This window comes from Candidatus Sodalis endolongispinus (assembly GCF_018777395.1).
In the GTDB taxonomy this organism is placed as follows: Bacteria; Pseudomonadota; Gammaproteobacteria; order Enterobacterales; family Enterobacteriaceae; genus Sodalis_B; species Sodalis_B endolongispinus.
In genome coordinates this window covers 417,415-441,461 of the sequence record NZ_JAFJYC010000001.1, presented here as the reverse complement: position 1 = coordinate 441,461, position 24,047 = coordinate 417,415, and the positions used below count along the sequence as shown (strand labels likewise).

General features: G+C 56.2%; 9 protein-coding genes and 11 pseudogenes. 12 read left to right on the top strand and 8 right to left on the bottom strand.

The window, feature by feature from the left end:
- Positions 1-384 precede the first annotated feature (384 nt).
- From JZM24_RS02230 to JZM24_RS02220, 3 pseudogenes are all read left to right on the top strand, one after another.
- Positions 385-1,436 (top strand): annotated as a pseudogene (locus JZM24_RS02230) (FecCD family ABC transporter permease).
- Positions 1,433-2,223 (top strand): annotated as a pseudogene (locus JZM24_RS02225) (ABC transporter ATP-binding protein). The pseudogenes JZM24_RS02230 and JZM24_RS02225 overlap by 4 nt, the downstream one beginning before the upstream one ends.
- 539 nt (positions 2,224-2,762) lie before the next feature.
- Positions 2,763-4,740 (top strand): annotated as a pseudogene (locus tag JZM24_RS02220) (ligand-gated channel protein).
- Between the two features lie 382 nt (positions 4,741-5,122).
- Here the strand turns inward: JZM24_RS02220 and fghA are convergent.
- The 3 pseudogenes from fghA to ptrR all read right to left on the bottom strand — a co-directional run.
- A pseudogene (gene fghA / locus JZM24_RS02215) lies at positions 5,123-5,954 on the bottom strand (S-formylglutathione hydrolase).
- A gap of 15 nt (positions 5,955-5,969) precedes the next feature.
- A pseudogene (locus tag JZM24_RS02210) lies at positions 5,970-6,919 on the bottom strand (zinc-binding dehydrogenase).
- A gap of 137 nt (positions 6,920-7,056) precedes the next feature.
- A pseudogene (gene ptrR / locus JZM24_RS02205) lies at positions 7,057-7,891 on the bottom strand (putrescine utilization regulator PtrR); the annotation flags it as partial.
- Positions 7,892-7,994: 103 nt separating this feature from the next.
- Here ptrR and JZM24_RS02200 point away from each other — a divergent pair.
- The 5 genes and pseudogenes from JZM24_RS02200 (at position 7,995) to pmrB (ending at position 13,250) form a co-directional block, all read left to right on the top strand.
- Positions 7,995-9,122 carry a YbfB/YjiJ family MFS transporter gene (locus JZM24_RS02200; RefSeq protein ID WP_215668416.1) on the top strand — a complete coding sequence of 376 codons (1,128 nt, stop codon included), beginning with the start codon at positions 7,995-7,997 and terminating at the stop codon, positions 9,120-9,122.
- 130 nt (positions 9,123-9,252) lie between these two features.
- On the top strand, positions 9,253-9,918 hold the full coding sequence (gene folE, locus JZM24_RS02195; RefSeq protein WP_215669971.1) for a GTP cyclohydrolase I FolE: 666 nt from the start codon (positions 9,253-9,255) through the stop codon (positions 9,916-9,918).
- A 58-nt stretch (positions 9,919-9,976) separates the two neighbouring features.
- Positions 9,977-11,140 carry a DUF418 domain-containing protein YeiB gene (gene yeiB, locus JZM24_RS02190; protein WP_215668415.1) on the top strand — a complete coding sequence of 388 codons (1,164 nt, stop codon included), beginning with the start codon at positions 9,977-9,979 and terminating at the stop codon, positions 11,138-11,140.
- A gap of 351 nt (positions 11,141-11,491) precedes the next feature.
- Entirely contained in the window at positions 11,492-12,160 is a 669-nt protein-coding gene (gene pmrA / locus JZM24_RS02185; protein WP_215668414.1) for a two-component system response regulator PmrA, read from the top strand.
- Positions 12,157-13,250, top strand: a pseudogene (gene pmrB, locus JZM24_RS02180) (two-component system sensor histidine kinase PmrB). The gene pmrA and the pseudogene pmrB overlap by 4 nt, the downstream one beginning before the upstream one ends.
- Positions 13,251-13,505: 255 nt before the next feature.
- Here the strand turns inward: pmrB and JZM24_RS02175 are convergent.
- A complete protein-coding gene (locus JZM24_RS02175) occupies positions 13,506-13,721 on the bottom strand; it encodes a hypothetical protein (protein ID WP_215668413.1) in 216 nt (71 codons plus the stop codon).
- Positions 13,722-13,745: 24 nt separating this feature from the next.
- Positions 13,746-14,369, bottom strand: a complete 624-nt coding sequence (locus tag JZM24_RS02170; RefSeq protein ID WP_215668412.1) for a glycosyltransferase — start codon at positions 14,367-14,369, stop codon at positions 13,746-13,748.
- A 769-nt stretch (positions 14,370-15,138) separates the two neighbouring features.
- Here JZM24_RS02170 and galS point away from each other — a divergent pair.
- The 4 genes and pseudogenes from galS to mglC all read left to right on the top strand — a co-directional run bounded on the left by galS (position 15,139) and on the right by mglC (position 19,993).
- Positions 15,139-16,183, top strand: a pseudogene (gene galS, locus JZM24_RS02165) (HTH-type transcriptional regulator GalS).
- A gap of 235 nt (positions 16,184-16,418) precedes the next feature.
- Positions 16,419-17,412: pseudogene (gene mglB / locus JZM24_RS02160) on the top strand (galactose/glucose ABC transporter substrate-binding protein MglB).
- A 110-nt stretch (positions 17,413-17,522) separates the two neighbouring features.
- Positions 17,523-18,998 (top strand): galactose/methyl galactoside ABC transporter ATP-binding protein MglA, encoded by a 1,476-nt coding sequence (gene mglA, locus JZM24_RS02155; protein ID WP_215668411.1) that lies wholly within the window; start codon positions 17,523-17,525, stop codon positions 18,996-18,998.
- A gap of 17 nt (positions 18,999-19,015) precedes the next feature.
- A pseudogene (gene mglC, locus JZM24_RS02150) lies at positions 19,016-19,993 on the top strand (galactose/methyl galactoside ABC transporter permease MglC).
- 330 nt (positions 19,994-20,323) lie between these two features.
- On the opposite strand, the gene sanA reads toward mglC, so the two are convergent.
- The 3 genes and pseudogenes from sanA to cdd form a co-directional block, all read right to left on the bottom strand.
- Positions 20,324-21,127: an outer membrane permeability protein SanA gene (gene sanA / locus JZM24_RS02145; RefSeq protein WP_215668410.1), complete on the bottom strand. Its 804-nt coding sequence runs from the start codon at positions 21,125-21,127 to the stop codon at positions 20,324-20,326.
- A 152-nt stretch (positions 21,128-21,279) separates the two neighbouring features.
- Positions 21,280-22,972: pseudogene (locus JZM24_RS02140) on the bottom strand (NAD-dependent malic enzyme).
- 144 nt (positions 22,973-23,116) lie between these two features.
- Entirely contained in the window at positions 23,117-24,046 is a 930-nt protein-coding gene (cdd, locus tag JZM24_RS02135; protein WP_215668409.1) for a cytidine deaminase, read from the bottom strand.
- Position 24,047: the final 1 nt, after the last annotated feature.

Here is a 24,047-nt window from a genome sequence, read left to right as displayed (position 1 = left end):
GTCAGAGCGGTGACTGGCACCGCCGGGCATCAGGTACTAGGTAATGGCTTATTAGGATTGATAAGCTTTATCATTTGATTTAAGGTTAGCGCTTCATCTTTGTCGGCCCGCCCGGCGGGCGCTTTTGGGGTCGCGATACTGGTGTGGGTGCCGTTTGGGGTCTGCCAGACGCGTTTCACGGTTGCCAGGCCAGCATGGATGCCGTTGAAATGCACCAGGCGCTTTTCATAGATGCCAAGCTATTATGGGTGCCGTTGGGGGCCGGCCAGACGCCTTTCATCGTTGCCATGCTAACATCGTTGCCGTTTGCGCTCTGCCGGACATCACACCCCCACGGGCCCGTACCGGCAAAGTCGTCCCTTAGCCCGTTTTTCAGGTACCAGAATGTGTATACCCCTCGAACCGACGCCTGACGTCTCCCGAGCCGCCGCGATGGGGCAGTATCAGCGTCTATTGCGCCGGCGCCTGCTGCTGCTGGCGGCCATTGCCGCCTGCGTGTTGGTGGACTTCACCCTCGGCCCGTCGTGGCTGGGGTCGGAGGCGTTGTTGCACACGCTGTTCCATCCCCAGCTTGCTGATGCGGGGACGCGAGTCATTGTCTGGGATATTCGCTTGCCGTACGCCTTGATGGCGGTCGCAGTGGGATTGTCGCTGGGACTGGCCGGCGCGGAAATGCAGACTATCCTGAATAACCCCCTCGCCAGTCCCTTCACCATGGGCGTATCATCGGCGGCGGCGTTCGGCGCCGCGCTGGCGATTATCCTGGGGATAGGCGTGCCTGGCCTGCCCGAGACGTGGTTTATCGCCATTAACGCGTTTGTTTTCGCGCTGCTGGCGGCGTTGTTGCTGGATGCCGTGACGCGCTGGACCCGCGTGGCGACCTCTGGCGTGGTGCTATTCGGAATAGCGCTGGTGTTTACCTTCAACGCGCTGGTGTCGATGATGCAGTTCATCGCCACCGAAGATACGCTACAAGACCTGGTGTTTTGGACCATGGGCAGTTTGGCGCGCGCCTCATGGCCGAAATTAACCATAATGAGCGCAGCCTTTGCGATCATGTTGCCCTGGTCAATGTTCAGCGCCTGGAAGCTGACCGCGCTGCGGCTGGGCGATAAGCTTTGGCATCGACGTCAAGCGGTTGCGCCTGGGCACGCTGCTGCGTATCAGTATTCTGTCGGCGCTGGCGGTCGCCTTCGTCTGGCCGATTGGTTTCATCGGTCTGGTGGCGCCACACATCGCCCGGCTGATGGTCGGCGAAGATCACCGCTTTTATCTGCCCGCTAGCGCGTTAGTTGGCGCGCTGGTTTTGTCGATAGCGTCGGTGGCATCTAAAAATATCGTGCCGGGCACGCTTATCCCCGTCGGCATTGTGACCTCGCTGGTCGGGGTGCCGTTTTTCCTGAGCATCATCATTGCGCCACCGGAGGAATTTATGACCGCGGGACTGTGTATTGCCGGCTTTAGCGCCGGTTATCCGAAACGTCTGGTCATTGACCAGCTCGAGGTGCCCTGTCTACCGCGTTGTCAAATTAGCGTGCTGCTGGGGCCCAATGGTTGCGGCAAATCCACCCTGCTGCGATCGTTGGCCGGTTTGAATCCGGCCCGCGGGGAGCTGTGGCTGGCGGGGGAAGATTTAATGCAATTGCCGTTTGCCCGGCGCGCGTAAAAGGTGGTGTATCTACCGCAGAGCCTGCCAGCCGGTGTTCATTTGCAGGTGCTGGAATCGGTCATCGTGGCGCAACGCGCCTCCGTCGGCCGCACGCATCGGGCTGACGAGGCGGCGGTGATGGCGCTGCTGGCTCGGTTGTGGATAGCCCATCTGGCGCTGCAGTATCTGGACAACCTCTCCGGCGAACAGAAGCAATTAGTGGGGCTGGCGCAATCGCTGATACGCCAGCCGGCGCTGTTGCTGCTCGACGAGCCGCTTAGCGCGCTGGATCTCAATTATCAATATCACGTGATGTCACTTATTGGCAGCGAAACCCGGCGCAGCAATATCGTCACCTTAATGGTGGTGCAATATCAATATTGCGTTGCGTCACGGTCAACATGCGCTGATGTTGCGCGACGGACGTTTGCTGGCGGACGGCGTCCCTGAACACGTGATCACGCCCGCCAGTCTGGCCAGCGTTTATGGCTGTCAAGGGCCGTATTGAGCGCTGTTCACAGGGCCGGCCGCAGGTGTTGATCGATGGTCTGGTCAGTCCACCGGGGCCTATTTGAACGCGCCGCCGTCCGCGCCGATACAGGAGAACAGGGCCCTGACAGAAGAGCGCGGCAGGCATAAAAACATTGTGCGGATAAAAAAGCGCGGTATTGAAAAAGGCGTGCGATTTTGACTACTTACCGGGTCCATTTCCCAAAGCGATGTTCCTTTACCCCTGCATGGCGATAAAGCGCCTAGGTCCCCTCAGCCCCACTGACGAGAGGGCTGCCGCTTGGCGCCCGTTGCCATCGCTTACGTTCGACACTGGCTTTGCCTCGCCGGTATTGCTCGGTGCGCGCTGCCTGCATCGGCGCCTGATGCGCCAGAACTTTCGCCGTCGACGCCCGTCACGCCGCGTAACATCACGTTCCCTGATTCACCAAATCCTTGGTAGTAAACACCTGCCGCGCCGGGTAAAAATCACGGCGCTCAACTGCTTTCCATTAAACCAAATAATTATGAGAATGAGAGTGATTTTTATTTACATAAATTAGTATTTTCTTACAATGGCTCACGCAATCAAGGCTAAGTGGAAACACTATAAGGAAATATTGTCATGCGTAACAGAGTTACTGCCCGCGCTATGGTCCTGTCGATGGCCGCGCTCGGCGCCCCGCAGGTGGGCGCCTCCCCGGTAGATCCCGAAACGGACACCGTGGTCGTCACCGCCGCCGGCTTCCAACAAAAAATTGAGGATTCCGCCGCATCCATCTCGGTTATCTCGCGTGAAACCCTGGAAACCAAAGCTTATACCGATGTCACCGACGCGCTTAAGGATGTGCCGGGCGTGGTGGTCACCGGCGGCGGTAGTCGCAGCGACATCAGCATCCGCGGTATGGCCGCCAAATACACCCTGATCCTGGTAGACGGCAAACGCGTCGATAGCCGCGGCACGCGCCCCAATAGCGATGGTCCCGGCATCGAACAGGGCTGGTTGCCGCCGTTGGCGGCGATTGAGCGCATTGAGGTCGTGCGCGGGCCCATGTCCTCCCTGTATGGCTCCGACGCCATGGGCGGGGTCATCAACATTATCACCCGTCAGGTCGGTAAATCCTGGCATACCTCCGTGCGCAGCGAGGCCGTCTGGCAGGAAGATCGCCGCTCGGGGGACAGCTATCAATCCAGTCTTTATACCTCGGGTCCCCCCCCTGATTGACGGCCTGTTGGGCGTCAAACTCAACGGCCTGCTCTCGCACCGCAGTGAGGATCGCATAGTTGAGGGGTACAATGCTCAAAGGATGAAGAGCGGCGGCGTCACTTTCACCCTAACGCCGGATGAGGCCAATAGTATTGATTTGGACTTAGGGCATTTTGTCCAAGACAGAGACAGTTCCCCCGGAAAATCGGTGTCTGCCAGTAGCGACCTCAGCGATGTGCGTTACACGCGCAATAATTATGCACTGACGCATCACGGTAATTATGACGGCGGCATGACCACCAGTTATCTGCAGCGCGAAGAAACCCGCAACCCGTCGCGGGATATGAAGACGGCTAACACCCTGATGAACACCCAGAACACACTGTATCTCGGCGATCATACTTTCAGCATCGGCGGCCAATACCGTTACGAGACGCTGAACGATAAGGGAAACCAGCTGTCCTTCGCCCGTTCCCTTAGCGAGCTGAACCGCTGGAGCTGGGCGCTGTTCGCCGAGGATGAATGGCTGATGACTCAGGACTTTGCCCTCACCACCGGCTTGCGCATGGATCGCGACGAAAATTACGGCAGCCATTGGACACCAAGGCTGTATGGCGTCTGGCATTTAACCGAAACCTGGACGCTGAAGGGCGGCATTTCCGGCGGTTATCGCTCGCCGGATTTGCGTCAGGCCGTGGCGGACTGGGGCCAAATCACCGGTGGCGGCGGGGCGCCGGCCATTATTATCGGTAACCCCGGTCTCAAGCCGGAAAAAAGTCTTAATCAGGAAATCGCCCTGCTGTGGGATAACCACCGCTTTTTGAGCACCGGCGTGACGCTGTTTAATACCGACTACCGCGATAAAATTACCGAGGTGCGCAGCTGCACCGATCCGAGCGGGACCAATGCCGGCGCCTGTAAAATCGGCGATGTCGCCTATAAATTTATCAGCAACCGGGTCAACGTGGATAAAGCTCGGGTCCGCGGCGTTGAGGCCTCCTTTAACTGGACCCTCTCGCCGGCGTGGTCGCTGGTCTCCATCTACACCTTCACCGAAACCGAACAGCGGAGCGGCGAATTCATCGGCAAGCCATTGAACGAAATGCCAAAGCATATGGTCAACGCTACGCTTAACTGGCAAACGACTCCCGATATCGCCAGTTGGCTTCGGGTCAATCATCGCGGCCAGAGTTCGGCTTACCTCGGGCGCAGCAGTATGAGCGAAGGGCGGCCGTCCTACACCTTTATCGACCTGGGCGCCAGCTGGCGGCTGTCGAAACAGCTGCAATTGCAGGCCGGGGTTTATAATCTGCTGGATAAACGTGTCGATTATGTTACCTACGGTCGGGTGCTGGACGGCAGACGCTATTTTCTGGGGGCCAATATTGATTTCTGACCGGCACGCCAGCGTAATGCCCCGCTTGCCGTCGCGCATCGGCGCACGACGCAGGACAAAGAGGCTCGCCGAAGGTGCAACGCGGTCAATGGCGGTCGACGGGTGTTGGGTCGGTGTCAATCAATAGGTCGATGGCAGGGGGCCGTCGGGAATGAGTCACCGGGGGCGATCCCCTCCTGCTGCGTCGGCCGGGGACAGTAGTCGTCGGCCTCTGCATCCGGGGCGCCCCCCTCTTTCTGCGCCGGCCAGGGGACGGTAGCTATCGATCTTTAGCCTCGAAGTAGCGTTCCCTTCTTTTTGCGTTGGCCGGGGCCGGTAGTCGTCCGGTTTTAGCATCCGGGGGAACGTCATTCACCCGGACAGAGGGTGTTAGCGCGGGGGATCAGGCGTGCAGATAACCGGCGTGAAAGCGCAGGTGATCATCAATAAAGCTGGCGATAAAGAAATAGCTGTGGTCATAGCCCGGATGGATACGCAGCGTCAGCGGCCATTGATGCTGGCGCGCCAGCGTGGCCCATGTTTCCGGCTGCAGCTGTTCCGGCATGAACGGATCGGCATCGCCTTGATCTATCAACACCGGTAGCGGCTGCGCGCCGCCGTCGGGAGCAGCCGGCAGCTGTCCCATTGCCGCCACGCTTTCTCGTCCTGTCCCAGATACTCGCCGAAAGCTTTACGACCACAGGGCACCTCGCTGGGGTTGACGATCGGCGCAAAAGCCGACGCCGAGCAATAACGCCCCGGATGACGCAGCGCCATTAATAGCGCGCCATGGCCGCCCATCGAATGGCCCATGATGGACTGGCGATCCCCCGTGCTGAACTGTTGGCGGATAAGCGCCGGCAGTTCGTCGCTGAGGTAATCGAACATCCGATAATGGGATGACCAGGGCGCGACCGTGGCGTTGAGATAAAAGCCCGCCCCCTGGCCCAGATCGTAGGCCTCATCGTCGGCCACCGACTCGCCGCGCGGGCTGGTATCGGGCATCACCAACAGCAAATTAAGCTCGGCGGCCAGGCGCTGCGCGCCTGACTTGGTGCTAAAGTTCTCATCGGTGTAGGTCAGGCCCGACAACCAGAAGATCACCTGCGGCGGCCGTTTATCCGCGGCTTCCGGCGGCACATAGACGCTATAGGTCATCGGCACCGATGCCGGTAGCGGTACTGCCAGCCGCCGTACAGGCGGTGGGCCGCGATGCGCTCAGCGTTGACGGTCATCGCTGTCTCCTTTTATCACTGGCCGAAATGGATAACGGAACGGATCGATTTGCCTTCATGCATCAGGCTGAACGCCTCATTTATCGCCTCAAGTCCCATCGTGTGGGTAATGAAATCGTTGAGCTGAAATTCGCCGTTCAAATAACGTTCAACGATGCCGGGCAACTGCGAGCGGCCTTTCACGCCGCCGAAAGCGGAACCGCGCCATACGCGTCCGGTGACAAGCTGGAACGGTCGGGTGGCGATTTCCTCGCCGGCGCCGGCGACCCCGATAATGACCGATTCGCCCCAGCCTTTATGGCAACATTCCAGCGCCGAACGCATGACATTGACGTTGCCGATGCATTCAAAGGAAAAATCGACGCCGCCGTCGGTCAGCTCGACAATCACCTCCTGAATGGGACGGTCGTAATCCCGCGGATTGATAAGATCGGTGGCGCCAAGCTTGCGGGCCAGCTCGAATTTACTGGTGTTGAGATCAATGCCGATAATCCTGCCTGCGCCGGCCATCTGGGCGCCGACAGACCGATGCCGCCAAGGCCAAAGATAGCCACCGAATTCCCGGGCTGAACTTTGGCGGTATTGATAACCGCGCCCATGCCGGTGGTCACGCCGCAGCCCAGCAGGCAGACTTCTTCCAACGGCGCGGCCTTATTGATTTTCGCCAGCGAAATTTCCGGTATCACGGTGTATTCCGCGAAGGTCGAGGTTCCCATATAATGGAAAATGGGTTTGCCGTCCTTGAAAAAGCGGGTGGTGCCGTCCGGCATCAGTCCTTTACCCTGGGTGGTGCGGATAGCCTGACATAAATTGGTTTTGCCGGAGCGGCAAAATTTGCACTCGCCGCTGGCGACGATGCGGACCAGCACTTCGCCTTTCTGCGGCGGCATCAGGTCCACCTCGGTCACCGACAACGGCTGGTTCGGTCCCCAGGCGACGGCGGCACGGGTTTTAATCATTTGCATGGTGAAGCTCCTAAAGCAGAGTGAAAGGCGGGCGCGTCGGCGACGCACTCCCCCTCGTGAATGTCCGCGCCGCAGCCGGGGACCGGCTGCGACAAGGCAAATGACGGCGACGGCGCAACGGCGGCGGTGGCATCGTGGCTATCGATGATAAGCTGTTTTAAGGCTTCGACGTTGGGCCCGAACGCATCGCGCCGCCAGATGAGCCAGGTCGCGGCGTTGGCGATATGACGCGGCAGCGGATGTACCTTGACCCGCTCACGGCCGGGCAACTGCGCCAACACCGACAAGGGCAGCAGCGCGACGCCGGCGCCGCTGGCTACGCAGGCCTGCATGGCATGATAGGATTAAATTTCCAAAATCGTACCGGGATTGACGCCATCGGCGTAAAACCAGATTTCCAATTTTTGCCGGTACGAACAGCTGTGGCGAAAGGCAAACACCTTCTGGCCGGCGATATCTTTGGCTGAGGTGATAACCGGCTGGTCCGGACTTGAAATTAACCCCAGCGTTTCGCAAAAGCTGACGCAATATCGTCATACTCCACCGGCCCGTCCACCAGTGCTGCCGCCAGCGTGCCGGCGCGAACGCCGTTGATGATCTCGCCGGAGGTGCCGGTGATAATCGATAAGGACACCTGGGGAAAATGTTGATGGTAGGCGGCCAGCAGACCCGGCAGACGAGTGGCGGCGGTGCTTTCCATCGACCCCAGCGTGAAACGCCCGCCCGGCTCATCGCGAGGGCCTCCTCGCTCAGCGCCAGGATACGGGTGGCATAGCACAGGAAATTATGTCCCATGGGCGACAGCCGCAGCCGTTGTTTTTCGCGGATAAACAGATCGGTGCCCAGTTCGTTCTCTAACTGACGCAGCCGGGTGGTCAGGTTGGACGGCACCCGATGAAGCTGCTCGGCGGCACGGGCCAGAGAGCCGGTTTCAGCCACACAGCAAAACATTTTAAGTTGGGTTAGATCCATATATTCTCATTTTGTCATCAACTTGGTCTTAATTATTCATTTTCCGTGATTCTAGCGATAGGACATTCTTTTGGCAACTACAATGCGTTGTCGTGGAGTTAATATGGCCATAAAGGTGGCATTAAGCGGGTTTCTGGCATTGCTGGTGGCCATGGGGATAGGGCGTTTTGCTTTCACGCCGCAGGTGCCGCTAATGATAGCGGACGGACAGCTTACCCTAACCAGCGCGGCGCTGGTGGCGGCATTCAATTATTTGGGTTATCTACTGGGGGCCTATGATGCGATGCGCGCCCGCCGCGGTATGGAAAAAAGACTGTGGCTCGGTGGTGTTGACCTTGTTGTCGGCGCTGCTGCATCAGCCCTGGACACCCATGCCGCGCTGCGGTTTCTCATCGGCTGGTCCAGCGGCTGGGCGATGGTATTGGTGGCGGCCTGGACCAACAATCAACTGTTGCGACTACGCCGTCCGGCGTTGAGCGCCGCAGTCTTTGCCGGTCCCGGCACCGGCATTTTCGCAAGCGGCATGCTGGCGATGTTGCTGCACTATTGCCGGGTTGACGCGGCCACCGCCTGGCTGGTTTACGGCGCCGTCGCCGCGGTGCTTATCGCCTTTATCAGCCGCAATCTGCCGCGCAGCGGCACGCTGGCGCACCCTGCCCAGACCGCCAGGGTAGCGGCGCTGAGCCTGCCGTTGAAAAAGTTGCTATGGAGCTATTACCTGGCGGGTTTTGGCTATATCTTGCCCGCGACTTTCCTGTCGCAAATGGCGGCGCAGCGCTTTCCCGCCAGTGCTTTTGGCCAGTGGGTATGGCCGGTATTCGGCGCCGCCAGCGTCGGCGCCGCCAGCGTCGGCGGTATCGTGCTCGGCATCCTGACCCGGCATCGGTTGTCCGCCGGCCGTCGTCTGGCGCTGACGCTGTGGGCGCAGGGGGTCGGGGTGTTGCTGATGATAAGTTTACCCGGTATCGGCAGCCTGATTGTCGGCGCGCTGCTGACCGGCGGCGGTTTTCTCAGCGTCGTACAGTTAACGCTGGAATGTAGCCGCCGACAGGCGCCCGATCATCTGCGTCACATGGCGGGTCTGCTGACCTGCGGCTATGCCTTGGGGCAACTGGCGGGCCCGATGCTTTCGGCGCTCTCCTCCTGGTGGACCGGGCGGCTTGAACCGGCGCTGCTGGCCTCTATGCTGGCGTTGGCGATAGCCGGCTTGTTGGTCTGGCGTCAGCCATAGCAGGCTAAGTGTGAACGATTCAGCTATCATGAAACACATTCACTGGATTATCCCCGCGCACTCCACTAGAGTGTTGCCCATTCTGCGGTTAACCCCGCGGGAGCGAATCGCCTGCTGGAGAATAATGAATATGGTAACGCTGACAAAAGATGCCTCGCAGGTACGCGACGCTTTACTGGCCCGTGGCCTGGAAACAACGCTGCGGGGCGAGGTACTGGATAACGAAGTGCGCAAACGTCTTATCGCTGAGCGTATGACGGAAATTATGACGTTGCTTAATCTTGATTTGACCGATGACAGTCTGGCGGAAACGCCGCACCGTATCGCCAAGATGTACGTGGAGGAGATTTTCGCCGGTCTGGATTACGCCAATTTCCCCAAGATCACCGTCATCGAAAATAAGATGAAGGTGGATGAAATGGTCACGGTGCGCGATATAACGCTGACCAGCACCTGTGAACACCATTTTGTTATTATCGATGGCAAAGCGACGGTGTCCTATATCCCAAAACAGTGCGTTATCGGACTGTCGAAAATCAATCGTATCGTGCAGTTTTTTGCCCAGCGGCCGCAGGTGCAAGAGCGGCTGACGCAGCAGATCCTGCTGGCGCTGCAGACGCTGCTCGGCACCAATAACGTGGCGGTGTCCATCGACGCGGTGCATTATTGCGTCAAGGCGCGTGGGATCCGCGATGCCACCAGCACCACGACCACCACCTCGCTGGGTGGACTGTTTAAATCAAGCCAAAATACCCGCCAGGAATTTTTGCGTGCTGTCACGCATCATAACGGTTAATCTATTGTTAACCCTTATTTGCGGCGCTGCCGGCGCCGTCTGACAAAAGAGAATACCCATGCGGCAGCGCATCGCGATGTTGGATTGCGCGCGCGGGATAGCCATTCTGGGCATCCTGCTAATGAATATCACCGCCTTCGGGTTGCCGAAAGCGGCTTACCTTAACCCTGCATATACCGGTAGCATTTCCTCCAGCGAAGCCTGGACATGGGCCGTGCTGGATTTGGTGGCCCAGGTTAAATTTCTCACCTTATTCGTGTTATTGTTTGGCGGCGGCCTGGTGCTGCTATTACCGCGCGGACCGCGTTGGACTCAGGCGCGGCTTCTGTGGTTGATGGGGTTTGGTGTTATTCACGCCATCTTCTTCTGGGATGGCGATATTTTACTGGATTACGGACTGGTGTGGCTGCTGTGTCTGGGGCTGATTCGCCGGTCGCCGAGCGAGCGAAGCCTTATCGCCGCAGGTATCGTGCTCTATGCTTTTTTAGGGATAGGGCTTTTGCTGGTGTTTCAACTGTTGCTCGGCGACCAGCCTCCAGGCCGCTTCTGGCTGCCGGATATTGCCAATCGGGTGTATGAACATTATTGGCAAACCGAGGGCGGCCCGGAAGCCTGGCGCGAGCGGCTAAATTTACTGCACGGTAGTCTGCTGGCGATGGCGTCGCAATACGGTTGGCAATTGGCCGGCGCGATATTGATAGGCGCGGGGCTGATGCATAACGGTTGGTTGGCGGGTCGCCGTGAACCGGCGCATTATCGGCGGATGGCGCTGTGGCTGATTCCAGCGGGGTTGATAATCAACCTGCCGGCGGTGGTGGCCCAGTGGCAACTGGGCTGGGATTATCGCTGGTGCGGTTTTTTACTACAGATGCCGCGGGAAATCAGCGCGCCGCCGCAGGCGCTGGGCTATGTCGCCTTGCTGTATGGGTTCTGGCCGCGGCTGGCCGACAAGACGGTTATCCGCCTGCTTGGCAACGTCTGGAGAATGGCCCTGACCAATTACCTGCTGCAAACCCTTATATGTACCTTGCTCTTTAATAAGCTGGGATTATTTATGGCTTACGACCGGCTACAGCTGATGGCGTTTGTGCCGGCGGTCTGGTTTATCAATATTGCTGCGTCTGCCCTGTGGCTCAGGTATTTTCGTCAGGGGCCGCTGGAAGCGGTCTGGCAACAGTTAACGCGTTTGACCGGCGGTGTGCCGCAGCCGGACGCCTCTTAAGGTCTCATCTTTTGTGTTTTGACGCCGTCGGTCTCCGGCGGTGCCGTTCCCCTCCCTCGCGCCGCTTACTCCTACATCCGCCGCTGGCCTTTGCATCCGCCTGGGCTATCCTTAATGCCATACTTTTTCGCACGGCGTTTAGCGCCGGTCTGCGCCGCGAGGCCGCCGGTCCGGTTGAACATGCCGGATAAAATGAGGTCTATTAGCATCATTGACCGCCCGTTGACGGCTGCCGGGCAGGCCTGAGGGGCGTTTCGTTCCGACACGGCAGCGGTTATCCGGTCAATAAAACGGGCGGCCGCGCTCCGTGTCGCCCGATGGATGAGCGCTTTGCTACTGGGATTGCGGGTAATGAAAATTTTGGTGATTGAGGATGATAAACTCTTGCGCGAAGGCCTGCAGCAGGCGCTGGAGCAGGAACATTTTGCCTGTGAATGCGCTGCTGATTTGCGTCAAAGCTGGCCGTTATTGACCTCCACGACATACAGCCTGATTATTCTTGATTTAGGCTTGCCGGACGGCGATGGGATGACGCTGCTGGAAAAACTTCGCCGGCAAGGCAACGGCGTGCCGGTATTGATCCTGACCGCGTGTGACGCGATTGACGAGCGGGTCCGCGGCCTGGATTTCGGCGCAGACGATTATCTAATTAAACCCTTTGCGCTAAGCGAATTGCTGGCCCGCGCCCGGGCCATCATTCGCCGTCATAAGGGTGTCAGTAATAACCTGCTGTGGGTAGATGGTATTTCCCTGGATTTGACCCACAATGATGTCACCGTGGACGGTAAAGCGGTCATATTGACCCCGAAGGCGTTTGCCATCCTCTCCCAGCTGATGTTGCGGGCGGGGCATCGCATCCATCGTGAAATTCTGCATCAGGATCTTTACAGTTTGGATGATGATCCCTCTTCCAACTCGCTCGAAGTGCATATTCATCATCTGCGCCAGAAAATAGGCCGTGACCGTATCCAGACGCTGCGCGGCTTCGGTTATCTTCTCACCACCGCGGAGAAATCATGAGCGGTCTGCGGATGCGCGCCGGCCGCTTTTACAGCATGCGTTGGCGGCTTATTATTGTGCTCGGCGCAATCATGCTGGTATGCCAGCTGATAAGCGTGCTTTGGTTATGGCATGAAAGTAGAGAGCAGATCGACTTGCTGGTCGACAAAACGCTCGCAGAAGCGGTGCGCAATGAGCACGTCAATACCGAAATACATGAGGCTATCGCCTCTTTGAGCGTGCCCTCATTGCTGATGATACTGGTAACGCTGTTTTTTGCTTTCAGGCGGTGAAATGGATCACCCGGCCGCTGTCGGTGCTGCAAACGCAGCTGCAAACCCGCAGTGCGGAAAGTGTTGACCCGCTGCCGGAAACCGGCGATATCAACGAGGTGCTGGCCGTTACCCGCAGTTTGAATCAGCTGCTGGCGCGGCTGAATACCACGTTGCAGCAGGACAGGCAATTTACCGCCGACGTGGCGCATGAATTACGTACGCCGCTGGCGGGGATCCGTTTGCATCTGGAATTGCATGAGAAGCAGCACCAGATTAACTGTCAGCCGCTCATTGAGCGGGTGGATAATATGGCGTTTACCGTTGAACAACTGCTGATGCTGGCCCGGATCCGCAATGATTTTTCGTCAGGACAGTATCAATTGGTGCGGTTGGTGCATGATGTCGTGGTGGCCCAACAAGACGAGCTGGCTGAGATGGCGGCTTTGCGCGGGCAGCGGCTGGAGTGGCGATTACCGGCCGCGGATCCGGAGATCCAAGGCAATGCGGTATTGTTGCGCCTGTTATTGCGTAATCTGGTGGAAAATGCCCATCGTTATTGCCCGGATGGAAGCACGATTACCGTTACCCTTCAGCAAGACGAAACCCCGTCTGGGCGCCGATGTGTTTTGCAGGTCATGGATGAAGGACCAGGTATCGACGAAGCGCGGTCGGTGGCGTTGACCCGACAATTTGTCAGAATGGATCAGCGTTATAACGGTATTGGCCTGGGGCTGAGTATCGTCACCCGTATTGCGCAATTACATCATGGCCGCTTTAGTCTGAGTAACCGTAAAGACAGGGGGGGTACCTTGGCTCGGCTGGAGCTGGACGGCTGACGGCGGTGGTCGCCTGTGGCGGGTCGGACAAGGCGCACCGGGTGTCGCCAGCGTCGGGGGCATACGCTCACCAACGCCTGGATGATGCGGGGGGGCGCGCTATTGGCTGCCCGTGGCTGGCCGATTTAACGGCTCATCGGTCGGGCAGTGTCCTGGCGGTAGCAGGCCTTGGTGGTTAACTGTGACCAAGCTCGGCCGTTATACACCGGCGATATCGGTCAAGCGCCAACTTACCTCTGACTTATGACGATGGCGCTAGCGACTGAGGATCAGTTTAGCGGTATTGCGCAGGGCTTGTGGCAAAGGGGAACGGATGTGATCGAGCAATGCCGTATTCACCACATAGTCCTGCTTGCCATCATCAAACAGCAGTTTGGCGGAATCCACCACGCGACTTTCCCACTTCTGATGGGTTTGTACCTGACCTTTTTCACGACTAATACGCTTGCCGCTGTCAATACGCTGTTCCAAATCCGCCCGGATCTCATGACGAAACTAATTGCCAGCCGCTTTAGCAGTACGCAAATCCAATCGATGCTGAATCTGCTCAGGATAGCGGTATTGAAAATGTTTCAAACGGATATGATGGGGCCAGATGAGATTGGGGAATTTGCCGACCGGCCAGAGGCTGTCCTCTTTCCATTCGCGGTTTCTGTGTTTCACAAAACGCGCTTCAGAACTGTTACAGGCAAAGAATTTCAGGGCATCAATTGATGCGCCGTCACGATAACGTTCCGGGTATAGCCGATAGTCCTCGGCATCCTTTTCAGTGAAATAATATTGAAAGCTTGCGCAGTGAACAATATCGTAATGCTTGCCGACCTTGGCTAAAAATTCACGCGGGTTATCAATATAGAATTCATCAGAGTCCAGCCGGCACCACCAGTCGCCTTCCTGTGCCTGTTGGCAGAATTTATTGTAAGCCCGCGAACGTAGACCGTCGGTAAATTCATCCGTGATTTGGCCAAAGACTTCTACCTTGTCCCAATGGCGAAATTTTTGATCGATAAGCTCCCAGGTTCCATCCGTGCTAGCATGATCAATCAAAAAAATCTTATCGACCCAGGGTAAAGCCGCTTCCAGCGCTTTTTCCAGCACGTCGATTTCATCTTTCACCATACAAATCGCGAATATTTTCATTTTTATCTACACCCGTTGTCCGGACCGCTACGCAAATTTATCAGCATTAAGTCCGTTTCAAGATTAAAATCAAAGAGTTGCAGTCATAACATCCATTAAAATAATCACTTCCATTACACATCGTTATTGCTGGGCCAATCCAGGCACTGAGCATCACGCTGTAACCCCTGTTACGACCTGATTCGCATGACGTTCATTGAAAATTATCACTCGCCGAGTATAACTTTTTGCGCTCAGGCACAACAGACGCGGTCGGCAAAATCAGATTTTTCTAGGGCTTAGCTGTCAAGGCCGGCTTCGGACGTCCGGCCGCCAATGGCGAAGTACTGTGTGGTGCCCCGTCCCTGTTTCTGTTCCTGCCACTGACCTTGATCTTGACCCTGTTCCCGCCTCTGTATCTGTGCCTGTTCCCGTCCCTTTATCTGGCGCTGTATCTGGCCCTGTCCTGGTCCGGTGACCGCCCCTGGGCCTGCTGCGTCCTTATAATGCTTGCGTCCCGGCTCAGCGGCAAAGATGACATCGGGTCAGACAGGACAGTCAATGAAAATAGTTACAACATACTGTAACGTTTCATTCTTACACCCTTTTCACTTTGCTAACTCTTCCATAGCCCGGCTTTAATGATGTAAGCGTTTTCTGTCCTGTGATCTGATTCACGCTGCGTTTAATTTAAACCCGTTAGGATAAGCGCAGATGTTTCGTAATTGTTATCACATGGAGTGAGAAACATGAGGGAAGAGCTGATTGTATGACAACGATTCGTGATGTAGCCCGCCTGGCGGGTGTGTCAGTGGCAACCGTTTCTCGGGTGTTAAACGACAGCGCGTCTGCCAGTAAGCAGGCGAGGGAGCGCGTTCTCTCAGCGGTATCTCAATTGGGCTATAGTCCTAACGCCAATGCGCAGGCGCTGGCAAACCAGAGCAGCGATACCATCGGGGTGGTGGTCATGGACGTCGCCGACCCCTTCTTTGGCGCGTTGGTAAAAGCGGTGGATGATGTGGCGCAGCGGCATCGGAAGAATGCCCTGGTAAGCAACAGCTACCATCAGGCGGATAAAGAGCGCCACGCCATCGAGGTTTTGATTCGTCAGCGCTGCAGCGCCCTGGTAGTGCATGCCAAAATGCTCAGCGACGAGGAACTCATTGCCTTCATGCAAAGTGAGCCGGGCATGGTGTTGGTTAATCGCACCGTGGCTGGCTATGAGCACCGCTGTGTCGCCCTGGACAATGTGGCTGGCGCGCTGATGGCGACGCGGATGCTGCTCAAGCAAGGGCATCGCAATATTGGCTATATCGGCTCCAACCATGATATCGAGGACCAGCACCAACGGCGCCAGGGGTACCTGCTGGCCATGAATGAGGCGGGTATTACGCCACAGCAGAGCTGGCAGGTGAGGGCGGATCCTTATCTGCACGGCGGCGAACAGGCGATGGTGGAGCTCGCTCCTCGGCCGCAACCAGCAGTTGAGCGCCGTATTTGTCTATAACGACAGCATGGCGGTCGGGGCGTTGGCGACGCTAAAAGAAAACGGTATCACCGTTCCGGCGCACTTTTCAGTGATTGGTTTTGACGACCTTCCCATGTCGCGCTACACCAGTCCACATTTGGCGACGGTGCGTTATCCGGTATGCATGATGGCGGTAGCCGCGACATAACTGGCGTTAAAAGGGACGGCCGGCCAACTCGATCCCAGTCAGCACCATCTGTATATGCCGACGCTGGTACGTCGCCATTCGGTGGCGCCGCGCCAAACTGTGACGGCGATCGCTGCTTCGCCACAAGATGAAATGTAACCGGTTTCAAAGTGTAAGAACATTCACATTATATTAACATCCATCCCGATATGCTGTAGCCGTTCTCCCGTCAGACATGGATAAATGCGTCGTTCGAGTTGCTCTCGGATGACGCACTTGCCACGGTCCCTGATGCCGTCTGGCGGGGCTATCCGGCTTGGCCCATTTTTGCCATGACCTGAATGCATTGTGAGAGACTCACTGAGTGCTACCCTACTGATATCCGGAGATACTAATGAATAAGAAGGCATTTACCCTTACTGCTCTGGCAGCTGGCCCGATGTTTTCCATGGCCGCGCAGGCCGCCAACGTGCGTATTGGCGTCACGATTTATAAACATGACGATAATTTTATGTCGGTAGTACGCAAAGCTCTGTAAAAAGACGCCAAAGACAGTTCCGGCGTGACGTTGCTGATGAATGACTCCCAAAATGATCAGTCCAAACAAAACGACCAAATTGATGTGCTGATTGCCAAAGGGGTTAAAGCGCTCGACATTAACCTGGTAGACCACGCAGCAGCGCCCGTTGTCATTCAGAAAGCGCGCGGCAACGATATTCCCGTTGTGTTCTACAACAAAGAGCCGAGCCGTAAAGATCTGGATAGCTACGATAAAGCCTATTACGTCGGTACCGACTCCAAAGAATCGGGCATTATACAAGGCGAGCTGATTGCAAAACATTGGAAAGCCCATCCTGACTGGGACTTAAATAAAGATGGTGTCATTCAATTCGTCATGATAAAAGGCGAGCCGGGACACCCGGATGCGGAGGCGCGCACCAGCTACGTCATCAAGACCCTGAACGATCAAGAAAAATTAAAGACCCAGCAGCTGCAGCTTGACACCGCCATGTGGGATACCGCTCAGGCCAAGGACAAAGTTGACGCCTGGCTTTCCGGGCCTAACGCCAACAAGATTGAAGTGGTGATCGCCAATAACGGCGCCATGGCCATGGGCGCGGTAGAAGCCCTTAAAGCCCATAACAAGTCCAGCATCCCGGTATTTGGCGTGGACGGACTGCCGGAAGCCCTGGCGTTGGTTAATTCTGGCGCGATGGCCGGTACCGTGCTTAACCGATAATCAGGCCAAAGCCACGTTTGATCTGGCAAAAAACCTGGCGGAAGGTAAAGGCGCCGCCGACGGCACGCAATGGAAGCTTGAAAATAAAGTCGTTCGTATTCCTTACGTTGGCATCGATAAAGACAACTTAGCGCAATTCAAAAAATAAAACCCGATACCCCCGCCGATCCCGGCGGGGGAATGAAACCTGTCTATTTTTGAGCTGGTGTAACTATGGACGACATTACGACCGAACCGCATCACGAATGATTGCTGGAAATGAAAAATATCAGCAAATCATTTCCTGGCGTAAAAGCATTGGATAACGTAAATCTCAATGTCCGTCCCCATTCTATTCACGCCTTGATGGGGGAGAACGGTGCGGGCAAATCCACGTTATTAAAATGCCTCTTCGGTATTTACAGTAAAGATGCGGGAAGCATCATATTTCAGGGACAGGAAGTTAATTTCAAAAATTCTAAAGAAGCGTTAGAACAAGGGGTTTCCATGGTGCACCAGGAGCTTAACCTGGTGTTACAGCGTACCGTAATGGACAATATGTGGCTAGGTCGCTACCCGCGCAAAGGGATATTCGTCGACCATAAGAAAATGTATCAGGACACCAATACCATTTTTGAAGAGCTGGATATCGATATCGACCCACGGGATAAAGTGGCCACCCTCTCGGTGTCTCAGATGCAAATGATCGAGATAGCCAAGGCGTTTTCCTATAACGCCAAAATCGTCATCATGGATGAACCGACCTCGTCATTGACCGAAAAAGAAGTCAACCACCTCTTCAGTATCATTCGCAAATTGAAAGCGCGCGGCTGCGGCATTGTGTATATCTCCCATAAAATGGAGGAGATTTTCCAGCTGTGCGATGAAATCACCATTTTGCGTGATGGACAATGGATTGCCACTCAGCCGGTAGAGGGGCTGAGTATGGATCAAATTATCGCCATGATGGTAGGCCGCTCGCTGAGTCAGCGCTTCCCCGATCGTATTAGCGAGCCGGGAGAGGTGATGCTCGAAGTCCGCAACCTCACCTCGTTGCGTCAGCCCTCAATTCGCGACATTTCGTTTGATTTGCATCAGGGAGAAATTCTCGGGATCGCCGGCCTGGTCGGCGCCCGGCGTACCGATATTGTGGAAACCTTATTCGGCATCCGCGAAAAATCCGCCGGCACCATCCGTCTGCACGGCAAAACAATCAAAAACAGCAGCGCCAACGAAGCCATCAGCCACGGTTTCGCGCTGGTGACCGAAGAGCGGCGCGCCACCGGGATTTATGCCTTCCTGGATGTCGGCTTTAATTCGCTGATTTCCAATATTCGCAGCTACAAGAACAAGATGGTCCTGCTCAATAACACCCGTATGAAGAGCGATATTCAGTGGGTCATCGACGCGATGCGGGTCAAAACGCCGGGACACGGCACCCATATCGGATCGCTGTCTGGCGGCAACCAGCAAAAGGTCATCATCGGCCGCTGGCTGCTTACCCAGCCGGAAATATTGATGCTGGACGAGCCCACCCGCGGTATCGACGTCGGCGCCAAGTTCGAGATTTATCAGCTAATGACCGAGCTGGCGAAACGGGGTAAAGGCATCATCATTATCTCTTCCGAAATGCCGGAACTTCTCGGCATTACCGATCGCATTCTGGTCATGAGCAACGGTCAAATGGCAGGGATCGTCAATACCAAAGAAACCTCGCAGAATGAAATTTTGCGTCTTGCTTCCCTGTATCTTTAATTTTTAAGGGTTTAACGATGAATGCGTTGAAAAAGAAAAGCATGCTCACTTACCTGAAAGAGGGTGGCATTTATGTGGTATTGCTGGTGCTGTTGGCCATTATTATTTTCCAGGATCCGACTTTTTTAAGCCTGATGAACCTGAGCAATATCCTGACCCAATCCTCGGTGCGGATTATCATTGCCCTTGGGGTGGCGGGCTTGATTGTCACGCAGGGAAAAGACCTGTCGGCGGGGCGCCAGGTGGGCCTGGCGGCGACGTTGTTACAATCGATGGATAACGTCAATAAAGTCTTCCCCGATATGCATAGCCTGCCCATTCCGGTGGTTATCTTGATTGTGTGCGCCATTGATGCCGTTATCGGGCTGGTTAACGGTTTGGTCATCGCCTATTTAAACGTGACGCCGTTTATTACCACCCTGGGTACCATGATTATCGTCTATGGGATTAACTCGCTTTATTACGATGTGGTCGGCGCCTCGCTGATTGCCGGTTTTGAGTCGAACTTCTCAAGCTTTGCGCAAGGGTTTATTCGTTTCGGCGATTTTAAATTGTCGTACATTACTTTTTACGCGCTGATCGCCATCCTGTTTGTCTGAGTGTTGTGGACCAAAACGCGTTTTGGTAAAAACATCTTCGCTATCGGTGGCAACCCGGAAGCGGCAAAAGTTTCCGGCGTCAATGTGCCGTTAAACCTGATTATGATTTACGCCTTTGGCGGTATGTTGGAAGCGGGGCGTATTGGCAGCGCCACCAACAACCTCGGTTTCATGTATGAACTGGATGCGATTGCGGCCTGCGTGGTGGGGGGCGTTTCGTTTGCCGGCGGGGTCGGCACGGTGCTGGGGGTGGTTACCGGCGTCATCATCTTTACCGTCATAAACTATGGCCTGACCTATATCGGCGTTAACCCTTATTGGCAATATATCATCAAAGGCGCCATCATTATTTTCGCGGTCGCGCTGGATTCCCTGAAATACGCCAAGAAAAAGTAATTTTAGCCTCGTTCGGGTCCGCGTGCCGGCGTGGCCCGCGTATGGCACGATTGCCGCACGTCAATGTGGTTTCGCGACGACGTACCCGCGCCCGGCACGATTGCCGCACGGCAATCCGCTATGTGAAGACGTGCCAGTGTCCGGCCTGGTACTGACACCCGTGTCCTTGGCATTATCGTTGCGGCGCAAAGAGAGTTTTCTTGCGCCGCACCAATGTTTGCCATCATCGGGCCCGCGCGCTTAGGGCAGTCGGTCCCGCGGTGCGAACTGGCCACCCTCGACGCTGTCCCGGTAATGCCGCTTTCCTTAAAACCGCATCAAACCAGCGGGCTACTCTTGAGACCCGTTATCACTTGCCTCTCCCGACGGGTTAACGTCATGGGTTTTGGCCGAACCGGGCAGCACCGGTTTAACCCCGTGTGGCTGCTTTTGCTGGATTTCCAATAGTTGCTCCGGCGAGACGGCCGGATACCCTTGCGTGCCTTGCGGAATTTCATGGCGCGCGGGGATGGGGATCAAGGGACCCAGAAAACGCGGCTCCCGCTTCATGAGATACAAATCCGACAGCGCGCCCAGGCGAGCGCCGATTTCACGCACCCGGACGGACAGCATGTTTTTCGGCGACGGCACCGCATAGCACTGGGCTTGAATGCCCATGTTTAAGGCGATAAACAGCGCGCGCTCACAATGAAAACGCTGGGTAATGATGGTGAAATCGTTGGTGTCAAAGACTTTTCGGGTACGGATAATGGAATCCAGTGTCCGAAAGCCGGCAAAATCCAGTACGATATCGGCGGCGGGCATACCCTGCGCAATCAGGTCACGACGCATGGTAACCGGTTCATTATAGCTTTGCAGCGCATTATCGCCGCTCAGCAGGAGGTAATTGACCTTGCCGCTGTTGTAGGCATTGAGTGCGCCCTGAATGCGGTAAAGGTAATACTGATTGATGACGCCGGTGCGGTAATACTTGGCGGTGCCCAGCACTACGCCCACCTGACGGTGCGGCAGGGCCGTCAGATCATCATAGATGAAGGGCGCGGTTTTCCAGCTGATCCAGCGGTCAAGGCCCACCGCCGTCAGTACGAGAACGCCTGCAATAATGAACAGGGTAAAAATCAGGCGTTTCAACATGCTATAGCCTTTGCCGGTTCCCGCGAAATAATCATGGCTTCAAGGCTACTTTACCTGTCGGGCTGAAGCAAGGTGCGCAAGGGGCAAGTCAGGTCAATGCCGCAAATTTGCCCCTTTGCCGGCCGGGTTTTCCTGACCGGTTGATGGAGGGTTTAAAAATAGGTGCGGCGATAATCGCGGTACTGCGGCTGCCAGAAGTTATGCTCGATGGCCAGAGACAGCGTTTCCTCAGAGGTGACCAGCGCCACCCCGTGAACTTGCGCTGCCTTGGCGACCGCCATGGCGATCACCCGCGACACCGACTGAATATCGTTAATGTCCGGCAGCAGCGCGCCGCCGTCGCCGTTGGCCAACGGTGAGCACTCCGCTAGGGCCCGACTGGCCGCGATCAGCATGGCATCGGTTACCTGACCGGCGCCCGAGGCCAAGACGCCCAGACCGATACCGGGGAAAATATAGGCGTTATTGCACTGTGCAATCGGGTAGGTTTGGCCCTCAAGCTGAACCGGTGCAAACGGACTGCAGGTTGCCACCAGGGCCGCGCCGTCGGTCCAGCGTAAAATATCTTCCGGCGTCGCTTCAACGCGTGAAGTGGGATTGGACAGCGGCATCACGATGGGACGCTCGCAGTGCTGATGCATATCCCGGATAATCTCTTCGGTAAACAGCCCCGGCTGGCCTGAGACGCCGATCAACACCGTCGGTCTGGCATTACGCACGACATCCAGCAGCGAGATGGTGTCGCTGTCCAACTGCCAATCGCTAAGGCTATCGCTGGATTGCACCAGGCGACTTTGGAAATCCAACAGGTTCGCCAGCTTGTCGGTCAGCAAACCAAAGCGATCGACCATCAGGACACGGCGGCGGGCTTCGTCTTCGCTCAGACCTTCGGTACGCATTTCCGCGATAATCTGTTCGGCGATACCGCAACCGGCTGAGCCGGCGCCCAGGAATACCACCTTTTGATCGCGTAAGCGTTTCCCCGCGGCTAGCGGCCAGCAAACAGCCCAGCGTGACGGCGGCGGTACCCTGAATATCATCGTTAAAGCAGCACAGTTCTCTGCGATAGCGGTTAAGCAGAGGGGTCGCGTTTTTCTGAGCGAAATCTTCAAATTGCAGCAGGACATTCGGCCAACGGCGTTTCACCGCCTGAATAAACGCATCGACAAACTCATCGTATTGCTCACCGGTGATGCGCGGATGGCGCCAGCCCATATACAGCGGGTCGTTAAGCAGTTGCTGGTTATTCGTGCCAGCATCTAGCACCACTGGCAGAGTGTAGGCGGTGCTGATGCCGCCGCAGGCGGTATACAGCGACAGTTTTCCGATGGGAATGCCCATGCCGCCAATCCCCTGATCGCCCAGGCCCAAAATGCGCTCGCCGTCGGTAACCACAATAACTTTGACATTCTGCTTGGTGGCGTTTTGCAGCATATCCTCAATCTTGTCGCGGTTATTATAGGAAATAAACACGCCGCGCGCGCGGCGATAAATATCGGAAAACCGCTCGCAGGCGTCGCCAACGGTCGGGGTATAGATAATTGGCAACATCTCAGCCAAATGAGCCGCGAGTAAGCGATAAAACAGCGTTTCGTTGGTATCCTGGATATTGCGCAGATAAATGTGGCGATCAATATTAGTGCGAAAATCCTGGTATTGCCGCCAGGCGCGCTCAGCCTGCTCCTCAATGGTTTCCAACGTATCCGGCAGCAAACCCTGCAAATTGAAATTGTCACGCTCTTCCAGAGAGAAAGCGCTGCCTTTATTCAGCAGAGGGAATTTCAGCAGAATAGGGCTGGCATGGGGTATATACAGGGGACGTTTGCTTTCGTATTCCAGTTCCATTTTCTTCACTCATCGTTACTGATAATGTTGGCTGTAGCAACAGCATAAAAGATCACGGCGGTGATTGTCCTGCCGGAGTTGTAATATATTTTTTACTGCGCGCCGTTAAATACGCCCGTTGCCGGACCGTCGACGCGTCGTGGGTCACAGAGAAAGACTGAGATGATGTACCTCATGGCAGCCCAGCGCGGCAAGAGTCGCATTCGTCGCCGGCCACTGCGTTATCGACGCATTTTGTCGCTCGGCCAATACCGCCCGCGTTATCTGCTGGTTATAGACGCCAGCGGCGTTCATCAGGATGAGCGCCGTCTGCAGCGGCGGCAGACTGGGATTGAACGCGGCGTTTTCCGCATAGCGTCCCGCGTAAATGCGGCCATCCTGCGCCTGTAGCGCAACGCCGCTATGGCTTTGGCTGTAGGGCGCATGGCTGCGGCTTGCCGCAGCTAGCGCTGCGCTAACCAAAGGATCATCGTCATCGGGGGATGCCGCGGACAGGCCATGGTCCAGCCAGGCAGCGACGGCGAAAGCGTGGTCAATTTCATCCAGCAACAGGCTGTGAATAGCGAGATCGCGTGGTCCGAACGCATCGGGAAGATAGCTGGCGAGCGTTGCGGCGGCACGCTCGGGCAGGCAGATAATCAAATCGGTGCCGCTGTTCAATTCATTCATAAACTGCCGGCAATGGCCGCAGGGGGTGTAGTTAACCGTGAGCGCCCGCAGACGTTTCTCGTCACGCAGCCAGGCGTGGGCGATCGCGCTTTGTTCCGCATGCACCGTTTGCTGTAATGGCGCGGCGACGAATTCCATATTGGCGCCGAAATACAGATTGCCGCTAATGCCGCGCGCGATGGCGCCGACGTTAAAATGGGAAAGCGGCGTGACGGCATAAGCAGCGGAGAGCGGCAGCAGCGTCAAGCACAACGCGTCTTCGTCCAGATCGTTGGCCTGCATAAGTTGCTTAACCTGAGCGGCGCTCAGCCATCCGGCGAAGTCGTGTTGACTGATTAGCGGCGCTATGGTAGCACGCAACGCAGGGCTAACCGCGGCCAGCGCCGGTGCAAAACGAGCCATCATA

Bases quoted from the DNA above. Each gene is read 5' to 3' on its own strand.
- JZM24_RS02200 (WP_215668416.1), top strand. From the start codon at position 7,995: ATGGCCATAAAGGTGGCATTAAGCGGGTTTCTGGCATTGCTGGTGGCC.
- folE (WP_215669971.1), top strand. From the start codon at position 9,253: ATGGTAACGCTGACAAAAGATGCCTCGCAGGTACGCGACGCTTTACTG.
- yeiB (WP_215668415.1), top strand. From the start codon at position 9,977: ATGCGGCAGCGCATCGCGATGTTGGATTGCGCGCGCGGGATAGCCATT.
- pmrA (WP_215668414.1), top strand. From the start codon at position 11,492: ATGAAAATTTTGGTGATTGAGGATGATAAACTCTTGCGCGAAGGCCTG.
- JZM24_RS02170 (WP_215668412.1), bottom strand. From the start codon at position 14,369: ATGGTGAAAGATGAAATCGACGTGCTGGAAAAAGCGCTGGAAGCGGCT.
- mglA (WP_215668411.1), top strand. From the start codon at position 17,523: ATGAAAAATATCAGCAAATCATTTCCTGGCGTAAAAGCATTGGATAAC.
- sanA (WP_215668410.1), bottom strand. From the start codon at position 21,127: ATGTTGAAACGCCTGATTTTTACCCTGTTCATTATTGCAGGCGTTCTC.
- cdd (WP_215668409.1), bottom strand. From the start codon at position 24,046: ATGATGGCTCGTTTTGCACCGGCGCTGGCCGCGGTTAGCCCTGCGTTG.